This is a genomic window from Shewanella septentrionalis (assembly GCF_025370265.1).
GTDB lineage: Bacteria > Pseudomonadota > Gammaproteobacteria > Enterobacterales > Shewanellaceae > Shewanella > Shewanella hafniensis.
This window is the reverse complement of record NZ_JAMTCC010000008.1, coordinates 68,655-91,787: the sequence shown is the minus strand read 5'-3', so window position 1 is coordinate 91,787 and position 23,133 is coordinate 68,655. Positions and strand designations below refer to the sequence as shown.

The following is a 23,133-nucleotide window of genomic DNA, read 5'->3' as shown; positions in this document are numbered from 1 at the left end:
GGCGTGGCTTTAGGGCCGCGCCCTTTCTTTTTTAACTTTTACAGTGAGTTATTTTGCAGCACCAGAGAATAACTGATTATTCTCAATTCTGGCGAACAGCTTATTTGAGCCAACATTGTCGATAAAAGCTTAATGGCATTTGCCTGAGCTACAGCCGCTTTGCGTACCACAACCGCCAAATTTCCCCTGCGCTGTCGGCGCCTCTTGCCATTCTGGCTCTGGGAAGATAGGCCATTCTATTTTTTGAATTTTCTTACCTTGCATCCAAATATGGCCACTGTACTGGTTAATACCGTCGGTGCTGAATTCAAATAAATATTTCGCTTTCCAACAAATCCCCGTGGTGCCGCCAATACTTGGGCGGGCGGTTTCCATTGCTATGGCTAACAGTTGCACTTTTTGTCGCCAGCATTCTTTTTCGGCAAAAATACGGCTCAGCTCTGCCATTTGGCGTAACTGCCAAAAAAATGCGGCAATCACGACGAGGCCAATAATTAACAGTAAATCTGACATCATTTGCTTGCTGCCTTAAACAAACCACCTATGGCTTGTGATAGTTGAATGCTTCGATTGGGATTTCTTAACTCGCCTAGCAGTTGATTGCGCAAACTAGGAATAGCCACAATATCAGCAAAGACCTGATTAAAAAAGGCTTGGGGCTGCAGTGCTAGGGCTTCTAAGTAAAGACTGCGACTTGAATCTTGTTTTAAGACCGACCAGTTACGTCCGGCAATGCTGATGAGGGCATTGGTATCTAAAGAGGCTTGGCCGTGTAGATGCTCAAACGCTTGTTGGCTGTGTTTGGCGCTAGAAGCCAAAGCCCGTAGGAAATAGGCTTGGTGCTCTGGGGCTGCATCTTGAAGTTTTGCGAGAATTTTATCGGCGAGTGTGTCGCTAATCAGTAAGTGTTCAAGACATTGGCATAGGGCGATTTGCACTTCAATGGCGGCGGTGTCAAAACTCGATACTAACTGCTGCTCATGATCAAATTCATTTGCGCGCGCACACACATCGGCTATGCCTTGCATCCCAATATGTTGCCATTGAGCTGGGGCAACTTGGCCTGACAAATACTGCACGGCAAATTCGTATTGCGATGACGCGCGTTGGCCGAGTTGTTTACGAACAAGCGCGTTGAATACGGCGAGTTTTTCTTGGCTTGGCTTGAAGTTAAACGGATTATTCGCGAGTCGTTCTTGCTGCTCTTCACTGAGTGGCTGAGTGGGATCTTGCCCTAATGCCGCTAATATCATTTCGATAAATTGTGAGCGCGGTGCAGGCGACAGTAATCCTTGCTCATCTAAGGCCAACTTTAGAAACCAAATAAAGTGTTGCTGACTGGCATCCCAAAAGACGATAGCAAACTGCGCATGTCCTTGAATGGGGTAAGGATAAGGGGTAGCGAGAGATTCTATTTGGTGAAACGCGAGCATATCAATATGTTGCACCCTACGGCCAAGATCATACACTTGGAACTGGGTTTTGGCTGTGGTTAAAAACTGGCTTAAAGTTGTAATTTCAGTCATTTGGCTGCCATATCAATCAAAGAGGCTCAATAAATTGGCGCCATTATAGGGGGAAGTGCGTCTGGATGGTATGATTGCGGCACTTTAATCGACCTATTCGGCCTGTGGATTATGGCAAGTTCCTTAATCACAACGGCTAACATTAGAATGGATCTGAAAGCTATGTTATACAGTCAAACCCAAGCTAAATTGGCTCAGATTGCCCAAGCGCTGCAAGCGGCCGAGTTGTGGTCTGAGCAAGCGCCCTCTGCCGAGGCAATGGCAAGCACAGCGCCTTTTGCCTGTGATCTTATGCCCCTTGAGCAGTGGTTGCAGTTTATTTTACTGCCTAGAATGCAGATGTTAATCGAAACGGGTGCGCCATTGCCGACGCAAATAGCGATAGCCCCTATGGCTGAACATGTTTGGCAGGATATGCCCCCGCGCCAAGCTCTGATTGGCGTATTGAATGAATTGGATATGTTGTTAAATGAATCAAGATGATATCTGGCTTGAAACGCCTGAAAATGCACTGAATGCATCCCAAGAGGATGATTCAGAAGAGCAGGCGCCTGAGATTGAAATTCTTTATGAAGATGCGCACTTAGTGGCAATTCATAAACCTGCAGGCTTATTGGTCCACCGCAGTTATTTAGCGCGTCGGGAGCGATTTTTTGCCATGCAGCTGACCCGCGACTTAGTCGGCTGTCATGTGTTCCCTGTTCATCGTCTCGACAGGCCGACATCTGGTGTGCTCTTGTTTGCCAAGAGCAGTGAAGTCGCCAATGCACTGTGTGAGCAATTTGCCTCCCATACGATTGAAAAACAATATTTGGCTTTAGTGCGCGGTAATATGCATGAGAGCGGTATTTTAGACTATGCGCTTAAGGTTGAGTTAGATGAATTAGGCGATAAGAATGCCGATCCTAACAAAGCCGCGCAGGAAGCTGTGACGGCTTATGAGCCATTACTCAATACTGAGATTCCGTATCCGTCAGGCCGATATCCCACTAGCCGATTTGCACTGGTACGCTTGAGCCCTAAAACGGGGCGTAAACATCAGCTCAGAAGACATATGGCGCATTTACGTCACCCTATTGTCGGTGATACCACCCATGGTGATGGTAAGCAAAATGCGTTTTTTCGCGAGCATTTTGGCATTAATCGCCTGTGGCTTATCGCGAAAAAGCTCAGCTTCACCCATCCTGTCACTCAAGTTCGGCTCAGCATAGAAACCGAGCTCGAGCCTGAGTGGGAAACCGTGTTTGCCGAGCTAGGTTGGGACGAGGCGACCTTAAGTCAACAGGCTGAGTTGTTAATCGCCACGTATTAAATACCAGCTGGAAATGCGTAACTCATGACCTTAACTCAGACAATCTCAACTGAGACAATCTGGACATAATTGGCCGTCAGCCAAGTGAGCGGCATCAAAAGTCATTCGCTTGGCTTGGTTATTGACACGAAAGCAGTCGAATCAAAACTATCGAACCCATAACAGTCGAATCAACACTGTTCAATTAAAACGGTTCAATTAAAACTGTCCAATCAAAATGAGTCTGGCGGTAATTAGTCGAGGCGTTGTGGAGTTTGTGCGGTTTGTGGACGCAGTTCTTGCATCATGACGGCTAAGGTTGAGAATCCAGAGGTAGGCGCGAGTGGCGATGTGAGATTTTGCTGGGCGGAGTGGAAATAATTTTTACGTCGAATATGGGTTGTTTTGTGGTGTTGCTTGAGGTGTTTTTGGCGGGTGGACTGTCGCATCAGATGTTTCCTCATGCTCAATGACTTGATTTATAAAAATTTTGCGCCTTAGCTTGCCCATCCGCTGAACAATAAAGTAAGGTCAGCCTAATAAGGTTTGCAACGCAATGTGGAGTGTATCATGAAAAAGGTGAATCTGGTGTTTGGCACTGTCTATGGTAGTGCACAATTTGCCGCCGAAACCCTAGAGAAAGAAATGCAAGTTTTAGGTTATGATGTAACATTGTGGCAACCGAATGACGTCGCCAGCTTTATTCCTCCGCAGGATGAATTGTTAGTCGTGGTGACTTCTACGACGGGCCAAGGGGACTTACCCGAAGATATTCAGCCTTGGTATCATAATCTTAAAAATCTTGCGCCCTATTTGCCCGAGCTTAACTACAGTGTGATCGCACTGGGTGATTCAAGTTATGAAACTTTCTGCGGCGCCGGTAGGGCTGTTGATGTGCTCTTGAGTGAGCTTGGCGCTAAACCCCTTGTAGAATTATTAGAAATTGATGCCTGTGAAACCATGGAACCTGAGGTTGAAGCGATAAAATGGCTAGAACGCTGGAATCAAGTCGTCAAGACCGAGCTCGTCGCTTAGGCAGTTTTGTTACTCAGCAGTGGTTTAAATTTGCCCAGCGCTTAAGCCAAGCGCTGCTTATTCCTATTGCCATTTTACCCGCCGCTGGGGTCATGCTCGGCCTCACCGTTAGTCCTATTCCTTTTATGCCCGAAGAGCTGACAGTGTTGATGTTGGCGGTGGGCAAGCTCATTTTCGCCATCATGCCGATGTTATTTGCCGTGGCGGTCGCTATTGGCTTTTGCCGCGATCAAGGCATTGCCGCCTTTACGGCGGTGTTTGGTTATGGGGTGATGACGGCGACATTAGCCGCACTGGCCGATTTATATCGACTCCCAACCCAGCCTTTATTGGGGATGGATACCTTAGATACGGGGATTGCGGGTGGCATGATGCTCGGCGGTATTACTTGTCTTGCGGTGCGCTGGAGTCAATATATACGTTTGCCTGCGATTTTCTCCTTCTTTGAGGGACGCCGCAGTGCATCTTTGCTGATCATTCCCTTAGCGATGGGCTTAGGTTATGTACTCGCCCATGTGTGGCCACCTTTAGCGCTATTGATTGAGCGAGTATCTGACTGGGCGGTTTATCAAAAACCAGCCATTGCCTTTGGCGTGTATGGCGCATTAGAGCGGTTACTTATTCCCCTTGGGTTGCACCATATTTGGAATGCGCCTTTTTACTTAGAAGTGGGTCAATATCAGTTATTAGGGCATGAAGTCGTCCGTGGTGAGGTGGCGCGTTATTTAGCGGGCGATTCGCAGGCGGGAAACCTTGCCGGTGGTTATCTGATTAAAATGTGGGGATTACCTGCGGCGGCGCTGGCAATGTGGCGCTGCGCCGATCCCTCTGAGCGCAATCGCGTGGCGGGCATTATGCTCTCGGCGGGGGCGGCCAGTTGGTTAACTGGGGTGACTGAACCTATCGAATTTGCCTTTATGTTTGTGGCGCCAATCCTATTTATCATTCACGCCTTACTCACTGGGCTCGCTTACTTTGTCTGTATCATGCTCGATATTCACCACAGCATAGTGTTCTCCCAAGGGCTGGTGGACTTTACGCTGTTATTTCCATTGTCCCGTAATGCCAGCTGGTTTATTTTCCTCGGACCTTTGACCGCCATCATATATTACCTGTTGTTTAGGTTGAGTATTTTAGCCTTTAATTTGAAAACGCCCGGCAGGCTTGAGCATAACGACCTTGACAGTAAAGGACCAAAAGAAAGTTTACGGGCGATTATTGCGGCGCTTGGTGGGCGTGACAATATCGTTGAGCTGAATGCCTGTTTGACTCGGTTACGCTTGAGCGTACATAAGCCAGAGTTAGTTAATAAGGTGCGTTTGAGTCAGTTGGGCGCTAAGGGTGTAATTGTGATGGGCAAAGGTGTGCAGGTGGTTTATGGCACTAAGGCCGAAACCTTGCGTAAGGTATTGCAGCGTTACTTAGATACTCGCCGCTAGGATTATATTTTTACAAAATTAACTGCTTAATTTTTACATTTTATTGATTCAAGCCTCTGAAATGTCATTTTTATTTTCGCATTATAGGATTTTCATGCTGTTCAGCACGATTTGCTATGGCAAACTCGATGTAAGGACAATATAGGAGAGCCAACTTTGCAACAAATGACTGAAACTCGCGGTAATACTTCGCCATCCATAGAACGTAAAATCTTACTGACGGATTGCGCCGATGCCCAAGGCCTCATCGCCAAAATCACCAGTGTTTGTTTTACCCATAAACTGAATATCATCAAAAACAGTGAGTTTGTGGATAATGCCCAAGGGCGTTTCTTTATGCGAACTGAGTTAGAGGGCATTTTTAACAGCGAACAGTTATTGCAGGATCTGCGCGACGTGCTGCCTGCTAAGAATCACATGACCTTGGTCAGCGCCGGCAAGAAACGCATTGTGGTGTTAGTGACAAAAGAAGCGCACTGTTTAGGCGATCTATTGATGAAAGCTTATTACGGCGGTTTAAGTGTCGAGATTGCCGCTGTGGTGGGCAACCATGATGCGCTGCGCGAACTGGCCGAAAAGTTTAACATCCCCTTTCATTTGGTGAGTCACGAAGGCTTAGACCGAATTCAACACGAGCAAGCACTGTTGGCTGCGGTATCACAATACGAACCCGATTATTTAGTCTTGGCTAAGTATATGCGGGTATTAACGCCTGATTTTGTGGCGCAATATCCGAATCGCATCATCAACATCCATCATTCTTTTTTACCTGCTTTTATTGGCGCGGCGCCTTATCGCCAAGCCTGGGAGCGCGGGGTGAAAATTATCGGTGCGACGGCGCATTTTGTGAATAATTGCCTCGATGAAGGGCCGATCATCAAGCAAGACGTGATACCTGTCGATCACAGTTATAGCGCCTTAGAAATGGCACGTTCTGGGCGGGATGTTGAAAAGAGTGTGCTGAGCAAAGCGCTGCAGTTGGTGCTTAACGAGCAAGTGGTCGTGTACGGCAATAAAACGATCGTTTTCTAATACGCAGGCAGTCGCGCTAAGGTTATGGTAAGTATTGCGATATCATGGCATTCAGCTTGGTCCATTTTAATCAGCTATCATTATGTTTATTGGAGATTTTATAGTGTTAACATTCGGGCGAACATAGCGCATAAGCTTGTCGCCCATGCTCTAGTCTAAGATCGGAGTGCAGGATGCCAACCAGTCAAAGCCTTATTGTTGGAATGAAAGATTTACCCGATAGTTTGAATTTATCTTGGGCACAGCTTGATGAGCAATTTCGCGTGCTACGGATGAGCCAAGCCTTTTACCGGCGTTGTAAACGTTCGGCGGCGCAAATCATTAATCAACCCATCAGCCAATTGTTTAGTGCCTTTAATGCCGAGTTGTGCGCCGATATTGTAAGGCGTCGTGGGCAAGAGCTCGGTTTTCAACTCCAAGATCATCGGGGTATACGTGTGCATCTTGCGCTGCATTCTTTGCCTGAGATGGGATGGTATTTGATTCTATCTGACATTAATTTTGAAGATCCGCAGATGAAAGAGTTGCATTCGGATTATCGTCGAGCGATTCAAGCGAGCGATGCTTGGCTGCAACACATTGAAGATGTGATTAAATCCTCCCAAGAAGAAGTGTTCAAAGTCGCAGTTGCTAAGGCGATGTCGCTCACTGGTAGTCGCTATGGCTTTATTCTGTTGCATAACGAAAAATCAAAAACACTCACGCTCGCGGCACGTTCCGACTATCCCAACGCAGAGGCGGACCAAGCCGATTTCATCAAAGATAATACCCAAGTGTCAGAACTTGAAAGCCGCGTATGGCTCGAATGCGTACGAGATTATAAGCCGATCATCCAAAATCAAACCGACTCCCAAAGACGCTTAGGGGATTTGCCCTTAGATAAACTTTTACTTGCGGGGCGTTACTTGGCGGTGCCGATTTTGTTTCGCAGCCGCTTGGTCGGCATAGTGTGCGTGGTTGACCGTAACGAGCCCTATAGTCGTAATGATGCGAGATCATTACTGACTTTTGCCAGCATTTTATGGCACAGCATTGAACTGCCACGCACATTGCGCGCTGTTTCTCGCCAGTCCAAAATCATTAAATCGCAAAAAGAGCAGTTATCTCAGTCGTTAACCCAGCTTATTAGTGCTATTTCTGAGGCATTAGAACTAAAAGATGCCTATACCGCAGGGCATCAAAAGTCGGTGGCGCAATTAAGTTATTTGATTGGTGAGAAATTAGGCTTAGATCCCCAGCGCCTAGAAGGGCTTAAAATTGGTGCCTTAGTCCATGATATCGGCAAGTTGGCCATTCCATCGCAGATCTTGACCAAACCTTCGAAGCTTTCAAAAGAAGAATACGCATTAATACAGACCCATCCACTCCATGGCGCTGAAATTATTGAGGATGTGGAGTTTCCATGGCCCATCAAAGAGATGATTTTACAGCATCATGAGCGGCTTGATGGCTCAGGCTATCCTGAGGGTTTAAAGGATAAAGCCATTCTCTATGAGGCAAAAATTATTGCGGTAGCCGATGTTGCCGATTCAATATTATCCCACAGGCCCTATCGTCCATCCTTAGGGCTGGAGAAAATGACCGAAGTGCTGCGTGCGGGCAAAGGGACTCTGTTTGATCCAGAGATAGTCGAGACCTGTTTAGCGATTTTGATTAATCGTGAACTGAGTATTAGCGATCATATTGGTGCCGCGCCCCTTGAACCTCTCGTCACGATTTCCCTCGACCATGAGTTAGCCGACGTTAAGCGTTTGCTTACTGCTGCTCGCGCTAAGGTGGCTGTGGTATTAGATGAGCAACATAAGATAATTGGCGTGATCACTCATCAATTGCTGGAGCATTGGTTTAGTCCATTACTTGGCACAGCGGCTGAGCGTGAGCAGGATAGGGCATCTTTACATAAAAAAGCCCATCAGATCATGCAGCATTCGGTGCCTATTATCAGTGAGGTGGCCACATCGGAAGATGCCTTATTGCAGTTGAATCTTTTGGATTCAGAATATCTTGTGGTGGTAAACAAAGCACAGCAGCCATTGGGGATTATCGGCTGGCGGGCCATTGCCATGACAAGAAACGCTTTCCGCGAAGTTGAGAGATTGATTTAAGTGCTTTATGAAACACTTTATTTTTAATCCTGATAATAACAGCGCAACTGTAGGCTAAATTTTACCGACAATAAAAAAGATGCCCGAGGGCATCTTTTTTACGTAACTCATGTTATCGAACGAATACTGTTAATCAACAATACGCAGTAATTCGTTGATACCCACTTTACCGCGGGTTTTTGCATCCACTTTCTTAACGATAATGGCGGCATAGAGGCTGTACTTGCCACAGGCTGACGGCAGGTTGCCAGAAACCACGACTGAACCCGCTGGCACACGACCGTAATGCACTTCGCCAGTTTCGCGATCATAAATTCGAGTGCTTTGGCCGATATAAACGCCCATAGAAATCACTGAGCCTTCTTCAACTACCACGCCTTCAACAATCTCAGAACGTGCACCGATAAAGCAGTTATCTTCGATGATGGTTGGGCCCGCTTGCAATGGCTCAAGTACGCCACCAATACCTACGCCACCAGATAAATGCACGTTTTTACCGATTTGGGCACATGAGCCAACGGTTGCCCAAGTGTCAACCATAGTGCCTTCATCAACATAGGCGCCTAAGTTCACATAGGATGGCATCAACACGGTATTTTTACCGATGAATGAGCCTTTACGCACTGTGGCCGAAGGCACCACACGAATCGCTTCCGCTTTGAAGCGGGCTTCATCATACTCGGCAAATTTTAACGGCACTTTGTCGAAGTATTTGGTTTCTGCGCCATCGATAACCACGTTATCGAAAATACGGAAGGACAGTAATACCGCCTTTTTCAGCCATTGGTGTACATGCCATTGTCCGTCGATTTTCTCGGCGACACGGACTTCACCTTTATCGAGCATATTGATGACATGTTGCACATCGTCACGCACGCTGGCGTCAACTGTGCTTGGCGTGATGTCGGCGCGCGCTTCAAAAGCCGCCTCAATACGTTGGCGTAAAGCCTCCATTTACTTCTCCCACTGGTCTCGTTAATTAACTGATTCGATATTCTTCGCACTCAAGACACTGATTAAAGCGTCCCTGAGGGTATTCTCTTGGGTTTCGTTAAGCTGCAGGCCATCGTTGGTTTGCAGCATAAAAAAGTCTTCGGCTCGCTCACCAATGGTGGTGATCTTGGCCGCGAGTAACGTCGTGTTGCAACGGTAAAAGATATCCCCGACTTTTGCCAGTAATCCTGGCGAATCTAAGGCGATAAGCTCCATCATACTTGTACCATGACGACTGCTTTCGAGGAAACTCACTTGTGTCGGAACATTAAAAGGTTTCATCTTGCGCGACAGTTTTCTAAAGCGTGGCAGTTTTGGGCTGTCGCTCGATAGGGCTTTTTCGAGCGCCTTACGGATACTTTGAATGCGTGAGAGCTGGCTCACTGGCTCGCCATCTTGTTCTAAGATCACAAAGGTGTCGAGTGCATAATTATCTTTTGAGGTCATGATGTTGGCATCATGGACGTTGATATTTTTATTGTCGAGTACCGCCATCACAGTTGCAAATAACTTTGGTCTGTCTTGGCAATAGACAAATAGCTCAGTGCCACCACGGGTGGTGTGTTTTGAGACTAAAACTAAGGGCTCATCCTGTTGTTTGTGCTTTAAAATCGCTTCGGCGTGCCACGCGACTTGATTGGGCTGGTGGCGTAAAAAGTAATCCGCCTTAAAACGTTGCCACAGGGTATCGAGATCTTTTTCTTTCAGTCCACGGCGCAGCAGCTCTTTTTTCGCCTTAGCTTGGTATTCACGCACTCTGGCACGAATATCGACGGGTTTTTCTTTACCGCGGGCGAGTACCCTTTGGGTCGAAAAGTACAAGTCACGCAGCAGTGAGCCTTTCCAGTTGTTCCAGGTTTTTTCATTGGTGGCGCAGATATCGGCCACGGTTAAGCAGTACAGATAACTTAAATGCACGGCATCGCGGACTTTACTAGCAAAATCGGCAACCACATCGGGGTCGGAAATATCCCGGCGCTGGGCGGTGACAGACATCACCAGATGATTTTCAACCAGCCAAGCGACTAGACGGCCATCGTGATCGTTTAACCCGTGCAGCTTACAAAAGGCGAGGGCGTCGCTTGAGCCCAATTTACTGTGATCGCCGCCGCGACCTTTGGCAATATCGTGAAAGATTGCACCGAGTACCAGTAAGCCCTTTTTCGGCAGTTGGTTGATGAGAATCGAGCCTAGGGGAAATTCTTCTTTTTGTTCGGGCTGGGAGAATCGTTCGATATTGAGCAGCAATCTGTGAGTATGTTCATCGACTGTGTAGGCGTGGAATAGGTCGAACTGCATCTGGCCTTCAATATTTCGCCATGCGGGTAAATAGGCCGATAACACACCGTGTTTATGCATTAAAGACAAAGCAACAATGCCGCGAGGGTGGCGCAGAATTTCCATAAAAGCTTGGCGACAAAGCGGATTTTCTTGTAAGGCTTGCGGTTGGGCGCGTCTTGCTCGGCGCAGTGAACGCAGTGTTGGCGCGTAAATGCCTTTGATGTTGGAGTTTTTAGCGACCAACAAAAACAGCCGGACAATTTCTTCGCCGCTATCGAACAGATCATCGCTAAGCGCTTCTATAAAGGTGCCACGGCGCTGGTAGTGTTTATCTATCGATTGAATTTCTAAGGCTTTTGTGTGCCCCAATGTTGCCCGTTTAAATAGCTGCAGCAACATTTCGTTCAGCTCCATCACTCGGCGTACCGTGCGATAGTAGCGTTTCATCATCTGCTCAACGGCAAGCTGGGTGGCGTCTTCATAGCCCATCAGCTCGGCAACTTGGCGTTGTACATCAAAGAGTAAGCGATTTTCATCGCGCCCCACCACCATGTGCAGGGCAAAGCGCAGCTTCCATAAAAAGTGCTGACATTCGAGCAATTCTTCTAATTCACCTTGCTCTAAAAAGTCGTATTGGACTAATTCTTCGAGGCGAGCGGCACCAAAGTGCCGCATGGCTACCCAAGCAATAGTTTGAATATCCCTAAGGCCACCGGGGCAACTCTTGATATTGGGTTCTAAATCGAAGGCACTGGCTCTGGCATGGCGGGCATTTTGTTCGTCACGCTTAGCGATAAAGAAGTCGCTTGAGGTCCAAAAGTCACTCTGACGAATGGCATCGTAAAGTTGGTCGAATAAAAACTCGGGCCCTTCGAGTAGTCGTGCCTCTAATAAGTTAGTGGCTATGGTGATGTCTTCACGACCGAGGACAATCGTGTCGTTCAATGTGCGGACACTGTGGCCGATTTCGAGATTGGCATCCCACAGAAAGGCAATAAACTGACTGAGTGCTGCTTCGGCGGCGGGTGACAAAATATCATTAAACAGGAACAGCAAGTCGACATCTGAGTGGGGATGCAGCTCCCCACGGCCATAGCCGCCTACGGCAATCAGGGCAATATCGTATTCCCTTAGTCCGTGCTGTTCCCAAGCTTGCTTGACAAGGGCATCGACAAATTGACAGCGCTGCGTGACGAGCTCTTCAATCGGGGTTTTAGCCTTGAAACGGGCTAAAAGAGTCTGATTCTGTTCGATTAATGATTGTTTAGCGAGCAGAGCTGTATTCATCGAGTCCCTTGTTTTTATGCTTGTTAGTGTGGCCTATCGCTCGTGATTGATGATACGCGGGAAATCTTCATCCTCACGCAGAGTCAGTACTTCAACCCCTTTTTCTGTTACCAGAAGAGTGTGTTCCCACTGGGCAGAGTTTTTTCCGTCTGAGGTGGTCACCGTCCACTTATCATCACGATCGAGTATGGTCGTGTGGCGACCGGCATTGATCATAGGTTCAATGGTGAAACACATGCCTGGGCGTAATACTGTGTTATCGCCGTTACGGTAGTGCATGACCTGAGGTTCTTCATGGAAACCCGAGCCAATACCGTGGCCACAATAATCTTGCACGATGGAATATTTCTCAAGGCCTGTTTTGCTTGCTTTGATGAATTTTTCGATAGTATTGCCAATTTCACCCAGTTTTAAACCTGGACGCACCTTGCGAATGGCTAAATACAGGCTTTCTTGCGCGATGCGGCACAGGCGTTTGTCCTTAGCGCTCACTTCACCAATTAAAAACATCATCGAAGTATCACCGTGATAGCCGTCTTTAATCACTGTGATGTCGATATTGAGAATATCGCCTTCTTTCAATGGTGGGTTATCGTTCGGAATACCGTGGCAAATCACATTGTTTACTGAAGTACAAATGGACTTAGGAAAACCATGGTAGTTAAGCGGCGCCGAAATCGCACCTTGCTCTTCGGTATATTTGGCGCAGAGATCATTGAGTTCATTGGTGGTCACGCCCGGCTTAACAAACGGGGCGATCATTTCTAATACCTGTGCGGCGAGTTTGCCCGCAGCACGCATTTTTTCAATTTCTTCAGCTGTCTTGATGACTATACTCATTGCGTTTTCTCTTGTGTCTTTAATGTCTGTTGGCCACGCAACCTAATGCAAAAATTTGTGCTTTAGGGCTATTTATGGTATAAAGCGCGCCGTTATGTTTAAGTCTTGATGAATTGCCTAAGCCAGCATTTGCTCTGTTTAGATACTTGCAAGACTAAAGATGGCGGCCATTATACATGGCTATTTGTCTAAATACTAAATCACACACGTGTCGACACATTCTTCGGGGTGCCCTCAGCTGTTAACTGCGGGGTCGAAGACATGGGATACGTGGAGGTCTAACCCCCTAAATTTTAAGGTAATAGAAATGACTACAGTTTCAATGCGCGATATGCTTCAGGCCGGTGTCCACTTCGGTCACCAAACCCGTTACTGGAACCCAAAAATGAAGCCATTCATTTTCGGTGCTCGCAACGGTGTTCACATCATCAACCTTGAGCATACTGTGCCAATGTTCAATGAAGCGCTGGCTTTCATCAGCAACGTAGCTTCAAAGAAAGGTAAAGTATTATTCGTTGGTACTAAACGTGCTGCTGGCGAAGCGATCAAAGAAGCTGCTCTGTCTTGTGACCAGTACTATGTTGATCACCGCTGGTTAGGCGGTATGCTGACTAACTGGAAAACCGTTCGTCAGTCAATCAAACGTCTGAAAGAACTGGAAAGCCAATCAGTAGATGGTACTTTCGACAAGCTGACCAAGAAAGAAGCGCTGATGCGTACTCGTGAGCTTGAAAAGCTGGAAAAATCTTTAGGTGGTATTAAAAACATGGGCGGCCTGCCAGACGTATTATTCGTCATCGGTGCTGACCATGAGCATATCGCTATTAAAGAAGCTAACAACCTGGGTATCCCTGTTGTTGCAGTTGTTGATACTAACTCTGCGCCAGATGGTGTTAACTACATCGTTCCTGGTAACGACGACGCTATGCGTGCTATCCGCCTGTACACTACTTCTGTTGCTGCTGCTGCTAAAGCTGGCCGTGGTCAAGATTTGGCTGTTCAAGCTGAGCAAGACGGTTTCGTAGAAGCCGAATAATAATAAGGCGGGATGAGTTTCATCACCCTTATTAACCAAGATTTTTGATTGGTTAACAGGGGCCATTAGGCCCCTGTTTTATATCTGCAAATTAGTCGATTTTTTATAGAGGATTTAACAATGGCAATTACTGCTGCCCAAGTTAAAGAACTGCGCGACCGTACTGGCGCAGGCATGATGGATTGTAAAAACGCTCTGACAGAAGCTAACGGCGACATGGAGTTAGCGATTGACAACATGCGTAAGTCTGGCGCTGCTAAAGCGGCTAAAAAAGCGGGTAACATCGCTGCTGACGGTACTATTTTAATCAAGAATGGCGAAGGTTTCGCTGCTCTGTTAGAAGTTAACTGTCAAACTGACTTCGTTGCTAAAGATTCTAACTTCTTAGGCTTCGCAAACGCAGTGTTAGATGTTGCTGCAGCATCTAAAGTGACACTTGAAGATTTAAAAGCACAGTTCGAAGATGCACGTGTTGCTCTGGTAACTAAAATCGGTGAGAACATCAACATTCGTCGTGTTGAGTACATCGATGGTGCAAACCTGTCTTCATACCGTCACGGTGAGCGTATCGGTGTTGTTGTAGCCGGTGAAGCTGACGAAGAAACCTTAAAGCACATCGCAATGCACGTTGCTGCTTCTAAGCCTGAATTCGTTAATCCAGAAGATGTGCCTGCTGATCTTGTTGCAAGAGAGCAAGCACTGCAAATCGAAATCTCTATGAACGAAGGCAAATCTGCTGAGATCGCTGAGAAGATGGTTCTGGGTCGTATGAAGAAGTTCACCGGTGAGATTTCTCTGACTGGCCAAGCTTACATCATGGAACCAAAGAAAACTGTTGGCGAAGTTCTGAAAGAGAAAGGCGCTACAGTGACTAACTTCATTCGTTTAGAAGTTGGTGAAGGTATTGAGAAGAAAGAAGAAGATTTTGCAGCTGAAGTTGCTGCTCAAATCGCTGCTTCTAAAAAGGCTTAATCGCCAACGCTAAATACCCCCAAGACCGTGGCATTCGCTGCGGTCTTGTTATAACCAGGATAAAAATTATGAGCACCAATCCAAAACCCGCATTTAGACGCATTCTTCTTAAATTAAGTGGCGAAGCACTGATGGGCGACGAAGGCTTCGGCATCGACCCTAAAGTATTAGATCGCATGGCTCAGGAAGTGAAAGAGCTGGTTGAACTGGGTATTCAGGTGGGTGTGGTTATTGGTGGTGGCAATCTGTTTCGCGGTGAAGGCTTAGCAAAAGCTGGCATGAACCGTGTGGTGGGCGATCACATGGGTATGCTGGCAACGGTTATGAACGGCTTGGCAATGCGCGACGCCTTGCACCGTGCCTATGTAAATGCCCGTCTGATGTCAGCTATCCCGTTAAAGGGTGTGTGTGACGATTACAATTGGGCTGAAGCGATCAGCTTGCTAAAATCTGGCCGAGTGGTTATTTTTGCTGCCGGTACAGGTAATCCATTCTGCACGACCGATTCTGCGGCCTGTTTACGCGGCATTGAAATCGAAGCTGAAGTCGTGTTGAAAGGGACGAAAGTCGACGGTGTATACTCCGAAGACCCAATGAAAAACCCAGACGCCGTTAAGTATGATGAAGTCACTTATGCGGAAATTCTGGAAAAAGAATTAAAAGTAATGGACTTAGCAGCCTTTACTCTGGCGCGTGATCACGACATGCCTATTTTAGTCTTCAACATGAACAAGCCTGGCGCTCTTCGCCGCGTTATCATGGGTGAAGAGGAAGGCACGCTGATCAGAGCAAAAAAAGTTATTTAATGACCAAGAAGGACATTTAACGTGATTGAGAACATTAAGAAAGATGCGCAAGAACGCATGGGCAAATGTGTAGAAGCGACTAAAAACCAAATGGCGAAAGTACGTACAGGTCGTGCTCACCCAAGCCTGCTTGATTCAATTCAGGTTTCTTACTACGGTACTATGACACCACTGAACCAAGTGGCAAACGTGGGCGTTGAAGATTCACGCACTCTGTCTGTGACTGTATTCGATCGTAGTGCTATCCAAGCCGTTGAAAAGGCCATTATGAGCTCAGATTTAGGTCTGAACCCTATGTCTGCTGGCGCGACCTTGCGTATTCCATTACCCGCGCTGACCGAAGAACGTCGTAAAGACTTCATCAAAGTGGTGCGTAACGAAGCCGAAAACGGTCGTATCGCTATCCGCAACGTACGTCGTGATGCCATTTCTGAAGTGAAAAAGCTTGAGAAAGCTAAAGAATGTACAGAAGATGACGTTCGTCGTAGCGAAGAAGATGTACAAAAGTTCACCGATGCTCACATTAAAAAGGTCGATGAGATTTTAGCAGCCAAAGAAATTGAGTTGATGGAAGTCTAATCTCAAGTTCGATAAGCTAGAGTTGATGCGCCGTGTAGGGGTATACTACACGGCGTTTGTCTATTTTAAAGGGCTGTATTAGATGTCATCCACAGTGGAACTTGATCCGCACCCTAGGACGAGTGAGAGTGATTTATACACTCAAACGACCTTGCCGGGACAATTACCCGAACTCGTGAAACAGTCGTTACCTAAGCATGTCGCCATTATTATGGATGGCAATGGGCGTTGGGCACAAACCCAAGGTAAGCCACGAGTGTTGGGGCATAAGGCCGGTGTTAAGGCCGTTAGAAGAGCCGTAAGCACGGCAAGCCAATTAGGTATTGAATCGCTAACGTTATTTGCATTTTCTAGCGAGAATTGGCGTAGACCGGATAAAGAAGTCAGCTTGCTGATGGAATTGTTTTTTACCGTATTACAGCGTGAAATTAAATTGCTGCACAAGAATCAGGTTAAGCTGAAGATTATTGGCGATATCAGCCGTTTTTCTGCGCGATTACAGAAGCAAATTGCTGCCGCGCAAGAGAAGACATCAGGCAATACAGGCTTAGTTTTGAATGTCGCCGCTAACTATGGTGGCCGTTGGGACATACTTCAAGCAGCCCAAAAATTAGCTGAAAAGGTTGAAACTGGCGAAATGACCAGCAGTCAGTTCACCGAAGAAGCCTTAAGTGCACATTTGTGCATGCAAAATCAGAGTGAAGTTGATTTAATGATCCGCACGGGCGGGGACTGTCGCATCAGCAATTTTGTGCTGTGGCAGGCGGCCTATGCAGAATTGGTGTTTACCGACACCCTTTGGCCTGATTTCGATGAACAGGCTTTTCATGAAGCGATTGCCATTTTTGCAAGTCGCCAGCGCCGCTTTGGTTTGACTGGAAGTCAGATTGATGAGATGCGTGCATTGTAAAACCTCATGAGGGATTTTTTTTGCTAAAACAACGAATAATAACAGCAATTTGGTTAGTTCCATTAGTTTTGGGGGCGATATTCTTGCTCCCTGCCAGCTACTTCGCTTGGGCTTTGGTCGGCGTCTTTCTCATTGCAGCAAAGGAATGGGGAAGAATTATCGATAATCAGTGTGATGTGACTCAGTGGAGTTTCACTTGCACGGTCGGTATTTTATTGGTGGCACTGAATCTGATTGTGCCCATCGATGCGGTTTGGTTAAACCATCAGTTACACCCTATTTATTTAGCCATTCTCTATATTGGCGCACTTTGGTGGTTAGCCTCACTATTATTAGTGGTGACTTATCCTAAGAGCGCTAAGTTTTGGCAAGAAAATCCTATGTTTAAGTCCATGTTTGGACAGTTAACCTTAATACCTTGCTTTGTCGCTCTTATCGCGCTCAAATCTATTGGTTCACAAGCTTCGCCTTATTTTGGCCCAGTATTGGTATTATTGGTGATGTTGATTGTGTGGGCTGCCGATTCTGGCGCTTACTTTGTTGGTAAGGCGATAGGTAAAACCAAACTAATGCCCGCGGTGAGCCCAGCGAAAACGCTTGAAGGACTAGTCGGTGGTTTAGTAACCACCATGATAGTGGTTGCGATTGTGATGTATTATTCGCCTGAGCAAGAACTGGGCTTAGTTGTGGCAGTAACCTTATTTGTTGCCTTAGTGTCAGCAGTGGGGGATTTATCTGAAAGTATGTTTAAGCGTGCGGCCTGTATTAAAGATTCTGGCACCATTTTGCCAGGTCACGGCGGCGTGCTCGACCGCATCGACAGCCTGACCGCAGCCTTGCCGGTGTTTACCCTGATCTACATTGCATTCTGGATGTAACGCTATGCAAAATATGGTGATTTTGGGTGCTACCGGCTCTATAGGTGCCAGTACCTTAAGTGTAATCTCGGCTAATCCACTCGCTTATCGCGTGTATGGACTAGTGGCTAACGCCAGCGTCGATAAGATGCTCGCACTTTGTGTTGCTCACAGACCAAAAGTGGCGCATATGGTAGATGAAGCCGCAGCGAAACAGTTGCGCGCCGTTTTACCCGCAACGCTCAATATCCAAGTCACCACAGGCATTAATGATTTACTCGGCTTAGTGACCGCCGCCGAAGTGGATACTGTGATGGCGGCGATTGTTGGGGCTGCAGGGCTAGTACCAACCCTTGAAGCCGTGAAGGCGGGAAAGCGGGTATTACTGGCGAATAAAGAAGCTTTAGTCATGTCAGGTGAGCTGTTTATTGAGGCGACTAAGCGCTCTGGTGCTTTGCTCTTGCCTGTGGACAGTGAGCATAATGCCATTTTCCAATGTCTGCCCCAAGAAGTGCAAGCCAACCTTGGCCGTTGTGACTTAGCGGCATCGGGTATTTCCCATATTCTGTTAACCGGTTCTGGCGGGCCTTTCCTGCGCTCGGATTTGGCGACACTGGCCGCCATGACGCCAGCTCAGGCCTGTAAACATCCTAATTGGTCCATGGGACCTAAAATCTCCGTCGACTCCGCCACTATGATGAATAAGGGCTTAGAGTTTATTGAGGCGCGTTGGTTGTTTAACACTCAGGCTGAGCAACTGAAGGTGGTTATCCACCCGCAAAGCGTGATCCACTCTATGGTGCAGTACCGTGATGGCTCAGTTATTGCCCAAATGGGTAACCCAGATATGCGTACGCCTATTGCCCATTGCATGGCTTATCCGCAAAGAATTCATTCTGGCGTTGAACCTTTAGATTTTTTCAAAGTCGGACAGTTAAGCTTTTATGAACCTGATTTTGAACGTTTCCCCTGTTTGGCTCTGGCAATGGACGCGTGTGCCCAAGGCCAAGAGGCGACAACTGTGTTAAATGCTGCCAATGAGATTGCCGTTGAAGCATTTTTACAGGGGCAAATTGGCTTTACGCAAATTGCAAAAGTGAACGAAGCTTGTTTAGTGACTGTGCCTAAGCGCCCTATGGGCAGCATAGAAGATATTTTAGCCTTAGATGCGCAAACCCGCGTCTATGCGCGTGAGACCTTAGCAAGCATCGCTTAGCAATGGCTGAGTGATTAAATCAATGACGTAAGGAGTGGGATGTTAGATTTTTTATGGAACTTAGGTTCTTTTATCGTTGCACTGGGCCTGTTAATCACAGCCCACGAATACGGCCATTTCTATGTCGCGCGCCGTTGTGGTGTCAAGGTCGAACGTTTCTCCATAGGTTTTGGTAAGGCGATTTGGCGCCGTGTCGGTAAAGATGGCACTGAATACGTGTTAGCCATGATCCCACTCGGTGGTTATGTCAAAATGCTCGATGAGCGCGTTGAAGATGTTCCCGATGAATTAAAAGATCAAGCATTCAATCGTAAAACCGTTTGGCAACGCATTGCGATTGTGGCTGCTGGCCCGATTGCGAATTTTATTTTTGCTATTGTTGCCCTGTATTTTATGTATTTGATTGGTGTGCCATCACTGAAACCTGTTATCACATCGACAACGCCAGGGACAGCCGCCGCGCAAATTCAAGTTACTGAGCCCATGCAAATTACGGCCATTTCCGGTCAGGCTGTGCGTAACTGGGAAGAGGTGAGTTTAGCCTTAGTGGGCCACATAGGCGATGAAAGTCTGAGTGTATCGCTGACGCCATTGAGCGGATTACAGGGCTTAGATTCCAGTGTGCGCTCTTATACTTTAGATACCCGCAATTGGCATTTTGATCCTGAAAAAGAATCACCGATTACCACCTTAGGTTTAGGGATTTACCGCCCTGAAATCGTCCCGACAATAGCTGCAATTAGCCCTGACAGCGCCGCTGCCAAGAGCGAGCTGAAAGTCGGCGATACCTTAGTGGCGATAAACGGTAAAAATTATACCGATTGGCAGGCTTTTGTTGACATTATTCAACATTCTGCCAATGTGCCTGTGAGCTTAACTGTGCGTCGCAATGGCGAGCAGTTTAACGTGGCAGTGACACCGTTAAGCAGTAAAAACGCCGATGGCCAAGAGATAGGTATGCTGGGGGTGAGCCCAACCCAAGCGCCATGGCCAGACAATATGCGTTTACAACTTGAATATGGACCAATCGATTCTTTCGGCATCGCAGCGGATAAAACATGGCAACTTGTTGCTGTGAGCTTTAAGATGATTGGCAAATTATTTACCGGCGATGTGTCGGTGAAAAACCTGAGTGGACCCATCTCGATCGCACAGGGTGCGGGCAGTAGTGCAAACTATGGCTTGGTCTATTTTCTCGGGTTCCTCGCGCTCATCAGCGTCAATTTAGGCATCATTAACTTGCTGCCTTTACCTGTGCTCGATGGGGGACACCTGCTGTATTACTTTATTGAAGTAATAACTGGTAAACCTGTACCTGAAAAGGTGCAGGAAATAGGATTCAGATTTGGGGCAGCAATACTGCTGATGTTGATGAGCGTTGCGCTTTTCAATGATTTTGCCCGACTCTGAGCAAGGACAGACTAATAATTAGAAGTGCTCTATGAGATTGAATAAACTTTTTGCCTCGATGTTATTCGTCGGTGCGTCGTTTTCAGGGACTGTGTTGGCTGATACTTTCCAACCGTTTGAAGTGACCGACATCCAAGTTGAAGGTTTGCAGCGAGTTGCACTCGGTGCTGCCCTGTTAAGCTTACCAGTAAAAGTAGGTGACACTGTTGACCAGTTAAGAATTCAACAAGCTATTAAAAGCTTGTATGCATCGACTAACTTTGAAAATGTCTCCGTGAGCCGAGATGGTGGCGTATTAGTGGTGAAAGTCACTGAACGTCCTACCATCAGTGCCGTGACATTCGATGGCAACAAAGACATTAAAGACGAACAGTTACAGGAAAGTCTGGACGGTTCTGGCGTTAAAGTTGGTGAGTCGCTCGATCGCACTATGTTGACCGGTATTGAAAAGGGTCTGCAGGATTTCTACTACGGCGTGGGTAAATACGGCGCTAAAGTGGAAGCTCAAGTGATCAACTTACCCCGTAACCGGGTTGAGCTGAAATTTAAGTTCACCGAAGGTTTAGCGGCCGAAATCCGCCAAATTAACGTGGTCGGTAATCATGAGTTCACCGATGCTGAGTTGATTGGCATGTTGGAACTTAAAGATTATGTGGCTTGGTGGGATCTGTTCGGCGAACGCCGTTATCAGAAACAAAAGCTGCAAGCTGATCTCGAGACCATCAAAACCTATTATCACAATAAAGGTTATATCCGCTTTGAAGTCACCTCGACTCAAGTGGCGATGACGCCTGACCGTAAAGGTTTATATATCACCATCAACGTAGATGAAGGTGAGAAATATAAAGTTAAAGAAGTAAACCTGACGGGTGATTTGATGGGCCGTGAAGAGTTGATGAAATCAATTCTGCCGATCAAAGCGGGAGATATGTACAACGGCGGTGATGTGACTTTCACCGAAGAAATGTACAGCAAGTATTTAGGCCGCTTCGGTTATGCCTATCCAGAAGTCAAAACGTATCCTGAAATTGATGATAAGACCAAAGAAGTCACCTTAAACATCAATGTTAAACCGGGTAAACGTGTTTACGTGCGTGCGATTAACTTCACTGGTAATACAGTGACCAAAGATGAAGTGATGCGCCGTGAACTGCGTCAGATGGAAGGGGCTTGGTTAAACTCAGCGCAAGTTGAGCAATCTAAAGCGCGTCTTAACCGTTTGGGCTTCTTTGAAACCGTTGACACTGAAACCATTCAAGTGCCAGGTACCGATGATTTAGTCGATGTCGCGGTTAAAGTGAAAGAGCAGCCATCGGGCTCATTCAACGCGGGTGTCGGCTATGGTACTGAATCAGGCCTGAGCTTGCAGTTTGGTGTGCAGCAAAATAACTTCTTAGGAACAGGTAACCAAGCGGGTATCAGCTTGAGCACCAACAAGTACTCTAAGAACGTTAACTTATCCTATACCGATCCGTATTGGACGAAGGATGGCGTGAGTTTAGGGGGGAGCGTTTATTGGAGTGAGTTTGACGCCAATGAAGCGAACTTAGAACGTTATAAAAACAGTTCTTACGGTGTGGCATTGAACTCGGGTTTCCCGATCAATGAATACAACCGTATCAACGGTGGCATCGGCTATCGTCATAACACGATTTCTGAAATTTCTGCCTACGAGCAAGCACTGCGTTTCTATAACATCTACCGTGATGACGATCCAAATGCGGACTTAAGCTTCGATAACTTTGAACTGAGTTTGGGCTGGTATCGTAGCACCTTGAACCGTGGCACTTTCCCAACAGACGGCTCGTCTCAGCGTTTGAACGGTAAAATGACCTCGCCAGGGTCTGATTTACAGTACTTTAAGACAGACTTTGATACTAACTTCTATTTCCCCGTTAACCGAAGTCATAGCTTTGTGCTCTTGGCCCGTGGTCGATTAGGTTATGGTAACGGTTATGGTCAATTTAATGATAACGACCAAATTCTACCGTTCTGGGAGAACTATTACTCAGGTGGTAGCAGTTCACTGCGCGGCTTTAAGTCTAACTCTGTGGGGCCACGTTCTTTCTATCTCTACCGAGGTAGTGAGCCATGTGCACCGGATCCATCGGGCGATGGTTGTAGTTTGCCGGGCGATCCTAACAGTATCCAAGTGAGTTCTGGCCGTTCAATCGGTGGTAACGCCCTTGCGACAGCGAGCATGGAGTTGATTGTACCGACGCCATTCTTGGATGAGGCTTACACAAACTCAGTGCGTACGAGTTTCTTCGTTGATGCGGGTAACGTCTGGGATACTGAGTTTGATTACAATGCATATCAAACACTTCCAGCAGACGAGTTTGCTAAGTTACAGGATTACAGTGATCCAGCACGTTTACGCGCTTCTTGGGGCTTAAGTGTGCAGTGGTTATCACCTATGGGTCCTATGGTGTTTAGCTTAGCGTGGCCGATTAAAGAATACGAAGGCGACCAAACAGAGATCTTCTCTTTCAATATTGGCAAAACTTTTTAAAAGGCA

The 23,133-nt window shown here is 46.9% G+C and carries 21 protein-coding genes; 15 read left to right on the top strand and 6 right to left on the bottom strand.

What is annotated here, in order from left to right; all coding sequences use genetic code 11:
- Window positions 1-129 precede the first annotated feature (129 nt).
- Both NE536_RS06350 and NE536_RS06345 read right to left on the bottom strand, forming a co-directional pair.
- A complete protein-coding gene (locus NE536_RS06350) occupies window positions 130-516 on the bottom strand; it encodes a DUF3301 domain-containing protein (RefSeq protein ID WP_006080967.1) in 387 nt (128 codons plus the stop codon).
- On the bottom strand, window positions 513-1,526 hold the full coding sequence (locus NE536_RS06345) for a DUF3549 family protein (protein ID WP_261272160.1): 1,014 nt from the start codon (window positions 1,524-1,526) through the stop codon (window positions 513-515). Before NE536_RS06345 ends, NE536_RS06350 begins: the two co-directional genes overlap by 4 nt.
- A gap of 162 nt (window positions 1,527-1,688) precedes the next feature.
- Here NE536_RS06345 and NE536_RS06340 point away from each other — a divergent pair, with 162 nt between their 5' ends.
- Entirely contained in the window at window positions 1,689-2,009 is a 321-nt protein-coding gene (locus NE536_RS06340) for a YqcC family protein (protein WP_261272159.1), read from the top strand.
- A complete protein-coding gene (truC, locus tag NE536_RS06335; RefSeq protein WP_261272158.1) occupies window positions 1,996-2,838 on the top strand; it encodes a tRNA pseudouridine(65) synthase TruC in 843 nt (280 codons plus the stop codon). The genes NE536_RS06340 and truC overlap by 14 nt, the downstream gene beginning before the upstream one ends.
- 233 nt (window positions 2,839-3,071) lie before the next feature.
- On the opposite strand, the gene NE536_RS06330 is transcribed toward truC, so the two are convergent.
- Window positions 3,072-3,266, bottom strand: a complete 195-nt coding sequence (locus NE536_RS06330) for a hypothetical protein (protein WP_006080971.1) — start codon at window positions 3,264-3,266, stop codon at window positions 3,072-3,074.
- Between the two features lie 121 nt (window positions 3,267-3,387).
- Between NE536_RS06330 and NE536_RS06325 the strand changes: the two genes are divergently transcribed.
- From NE536_RS06325 to NE536_RS06310, 4 genes are all read left to right on the top strand, one after another.
- Entirely contained in the window at window positions 3,388-3,852 is a 465-nt protein-coding gene (locus NE536_RS06325; RefSeq protein ID WP_107402272.1) for a flavodoxin, read from the top strand.
- Window positions 3,804-5,291, top strand: a complete 1,488-nt coding sequence (locus tag NE536_RS06320; RefSeq protein ID WP_261272157.1) for a PTS transporter subunit EIIC — start codon at window positions 3,804-3,806, stop codon at window positions 5,289-5,291. Before NE536_RS06325 ends, NE536_RS06320 begins: the two co-directional genes overlap by 49 nt.
- A gap of 165 nt (window positions 5,292-5,456) precedes the next feature.
- Window positions 5,457-6,323 (top strand): formyltetrahydrofolate deformylase, encoded by an 867-nt coding sequence (purU, locus tag NE536_RS06315; RefSeq protein ID WP_080561625.1) that lies wholly within the window; start codon window positions 5,457-5,459, stop codon window positions 6,321-6,323.
- Window positions 6,324-6,496: 173 nt separating this feature from the next.
- On the top strand, window positions 6,497-8,428 hold the full coding sequence (locus tag NE536_RS06310) for an HD domain-containing phosphohydrolase (RefSeq protein ID WP_261272156.1): 1,932 nt from the start codon (window positions 6,497-6,499) through the stop codon (window positions 8,426-8,428).
- A 129-nt stretch (window positions 8,429-8,557) separates the two neighbouring features.
- On the opposite strand, the gene dapD is transcribed toward NE536_RS06310, so the two are convergent.
- From dapD to map, 3 genes are read right to left on the bottom strand one after another with little or no spacing between them, the layout of a single operon-like run.
- Window positions 8,558-9,382: a 2,3,4,5-tetrahydropyridine-2,6-dicarboxylate N-succinyltransferase gene (gene dapD, locus NE536_RS06305; RefSeq protein WP_106650017.1), complete on the bottom strand. Its 825-nt coding sequence runs from the start codon at window positions 9,380-9,382 to the stop codon at window positions 8,558-8,560.
- 21 nt (window positions 9,383-9,403) lie between these two features.
- Window positions 9,404-11,989, bottom strand: coding sequence for a bifunctional uridylyltransferase/uridylyl-removing protein GlnD (gene glnD, locus NE536_RS06300; protein ID WP_261272155.1), 2,586 nt, complete (start codon window positions 11,987-11,989; stop codon window positions 9,404-9,406).
- A gap of 33 nt (window positions 11,990-12,022) precedes the next feature.
- On the bottom strand, window positions 12,023-12,853 hold the full coding sequence (gene map / locus NE536_RS06295; protein ID WP_261272195.1) for a type I methionyl aminopeptidase: 831 nt from the start codon (window positions 12,851-12,853) through the stop codon (window positions 12,023-12,025).
- 283 nt (window positions 12,854-13,136) lie between these two features.
- Between map and rpsB the strand changes: the two genes are divergently transcribed.
- The 9 genes from rpsB (at window position 13,137) to bamA (ending at window position 23,127) form a co-directional block, all read left to right on the top strand.
- On the top strand, window positions 13,137-13,865 hold the full coding sequence (gene rpsB / locus NE536_RS06290; protein WP_037458301.1) for a 30S ribosomal protein S2: 729 nt from the start codon (window positions 13,137-13,139) through the stop codon (window positions 13,863-13,865).
- 120 nt (window positions 13,866-13,985) lie between these two features.
- Complete coding sequence (gene tsf / locus NE536_RS06285; RefSeq protein WP_106650020.1) at window positions 13,986-14,837, top strand: translation elongation factor Ts; 852 nt, start codon at window positions 13,986-13,988, stop codon at window positions 14,835-14,837.
- Window positions 14,838-14,905: 68 nt separating this feature from the next.
- On the top strand, window positions 14,906-15,643 hold the full coding sequence (gene pyrH, locus NE536_RS06280; protein WP_106650021.1) for a UMP kinase: 738 nt from the start codon (window positions 14,906-14,908) through the stop codon (window positions 15,641-15,643).
- Window positions 15,644-15,664: 21 nt separating this feature from the next.
- Window positions 15,665-16,222, top strand: coding sequence for a ribosome recycling factor (gene frr / locus NE536_RS06275; protein WP_261272154.1), 558 nt, complete (start codon window positions 15,665-15,667; stop codon window positions 16,220-16,222).
- An 82-nt stretch (window positions 16,223-16,304) separates the two neighbouring features.
- A complete protein-coding gene (uppS, locus tag NE536_RS06270) occupies window positions 16,305-17,132 on the top strand; it encodes a polyprenyl diphosphate synthase (RefSeq protein ID WP_106650023.1) in 828 nt (275 codons plus the stop codon).
- A 20-nt stretch (window positions 17,133-17,152) separates the two neighbouring features.
- Entirely contained in the window at window positions 17,153-18,010 is an 858-nt protein-coding gene (locus NE536_RS06265; protein ID WP_261272153.1) for a phosphatidate cytidylyltransferase, read from the top strand.
- A gap of 4 nt (window positions 18,011-18,014) precedes the next feature.
- Entirely contained in the window at window positions 18,015-19,205 is a 1,191-nt protein-coding gene (gene ispC / locus NE536_RS06260; protein ID WP_261272152.1) for a 1-deoxy-D-xylulose-5-phosphate reductoisomerase, read from the top strand.
- Window positions 19,206-19,244: 39 nt separating this feature from the next.
- Window positions 19,245-20,615 carry a sigma E protease regulator RseP gene (rseP, locus tag NE536_RS06255; protein WP_261272151.1) on the top strand — a complete coding sequence of 457 codons (1,371 nt, stop codon included), beginning with the start codon at window positions 19,245-19,247 and terminating at the stop codon, window positions 20,613-20,615.
- A 31-nt stretch (window positions 20,616-20,646) separates the two neighbouring features.
- Window positions 20,647-23,127, top strand: coding sequence for an outer membrane protein assembly factor BamA (gene bamA / locus NE536_RS06250; RefSeq protein ID WP_261272150.1), 2,481 nt, complete (start codon window positions 20,647-20,649; stop codon window positions 23,125-23,127).
- The last annotated feature ends 6 nt before the right edge of the window (window positions 23,128-23,133 follow it).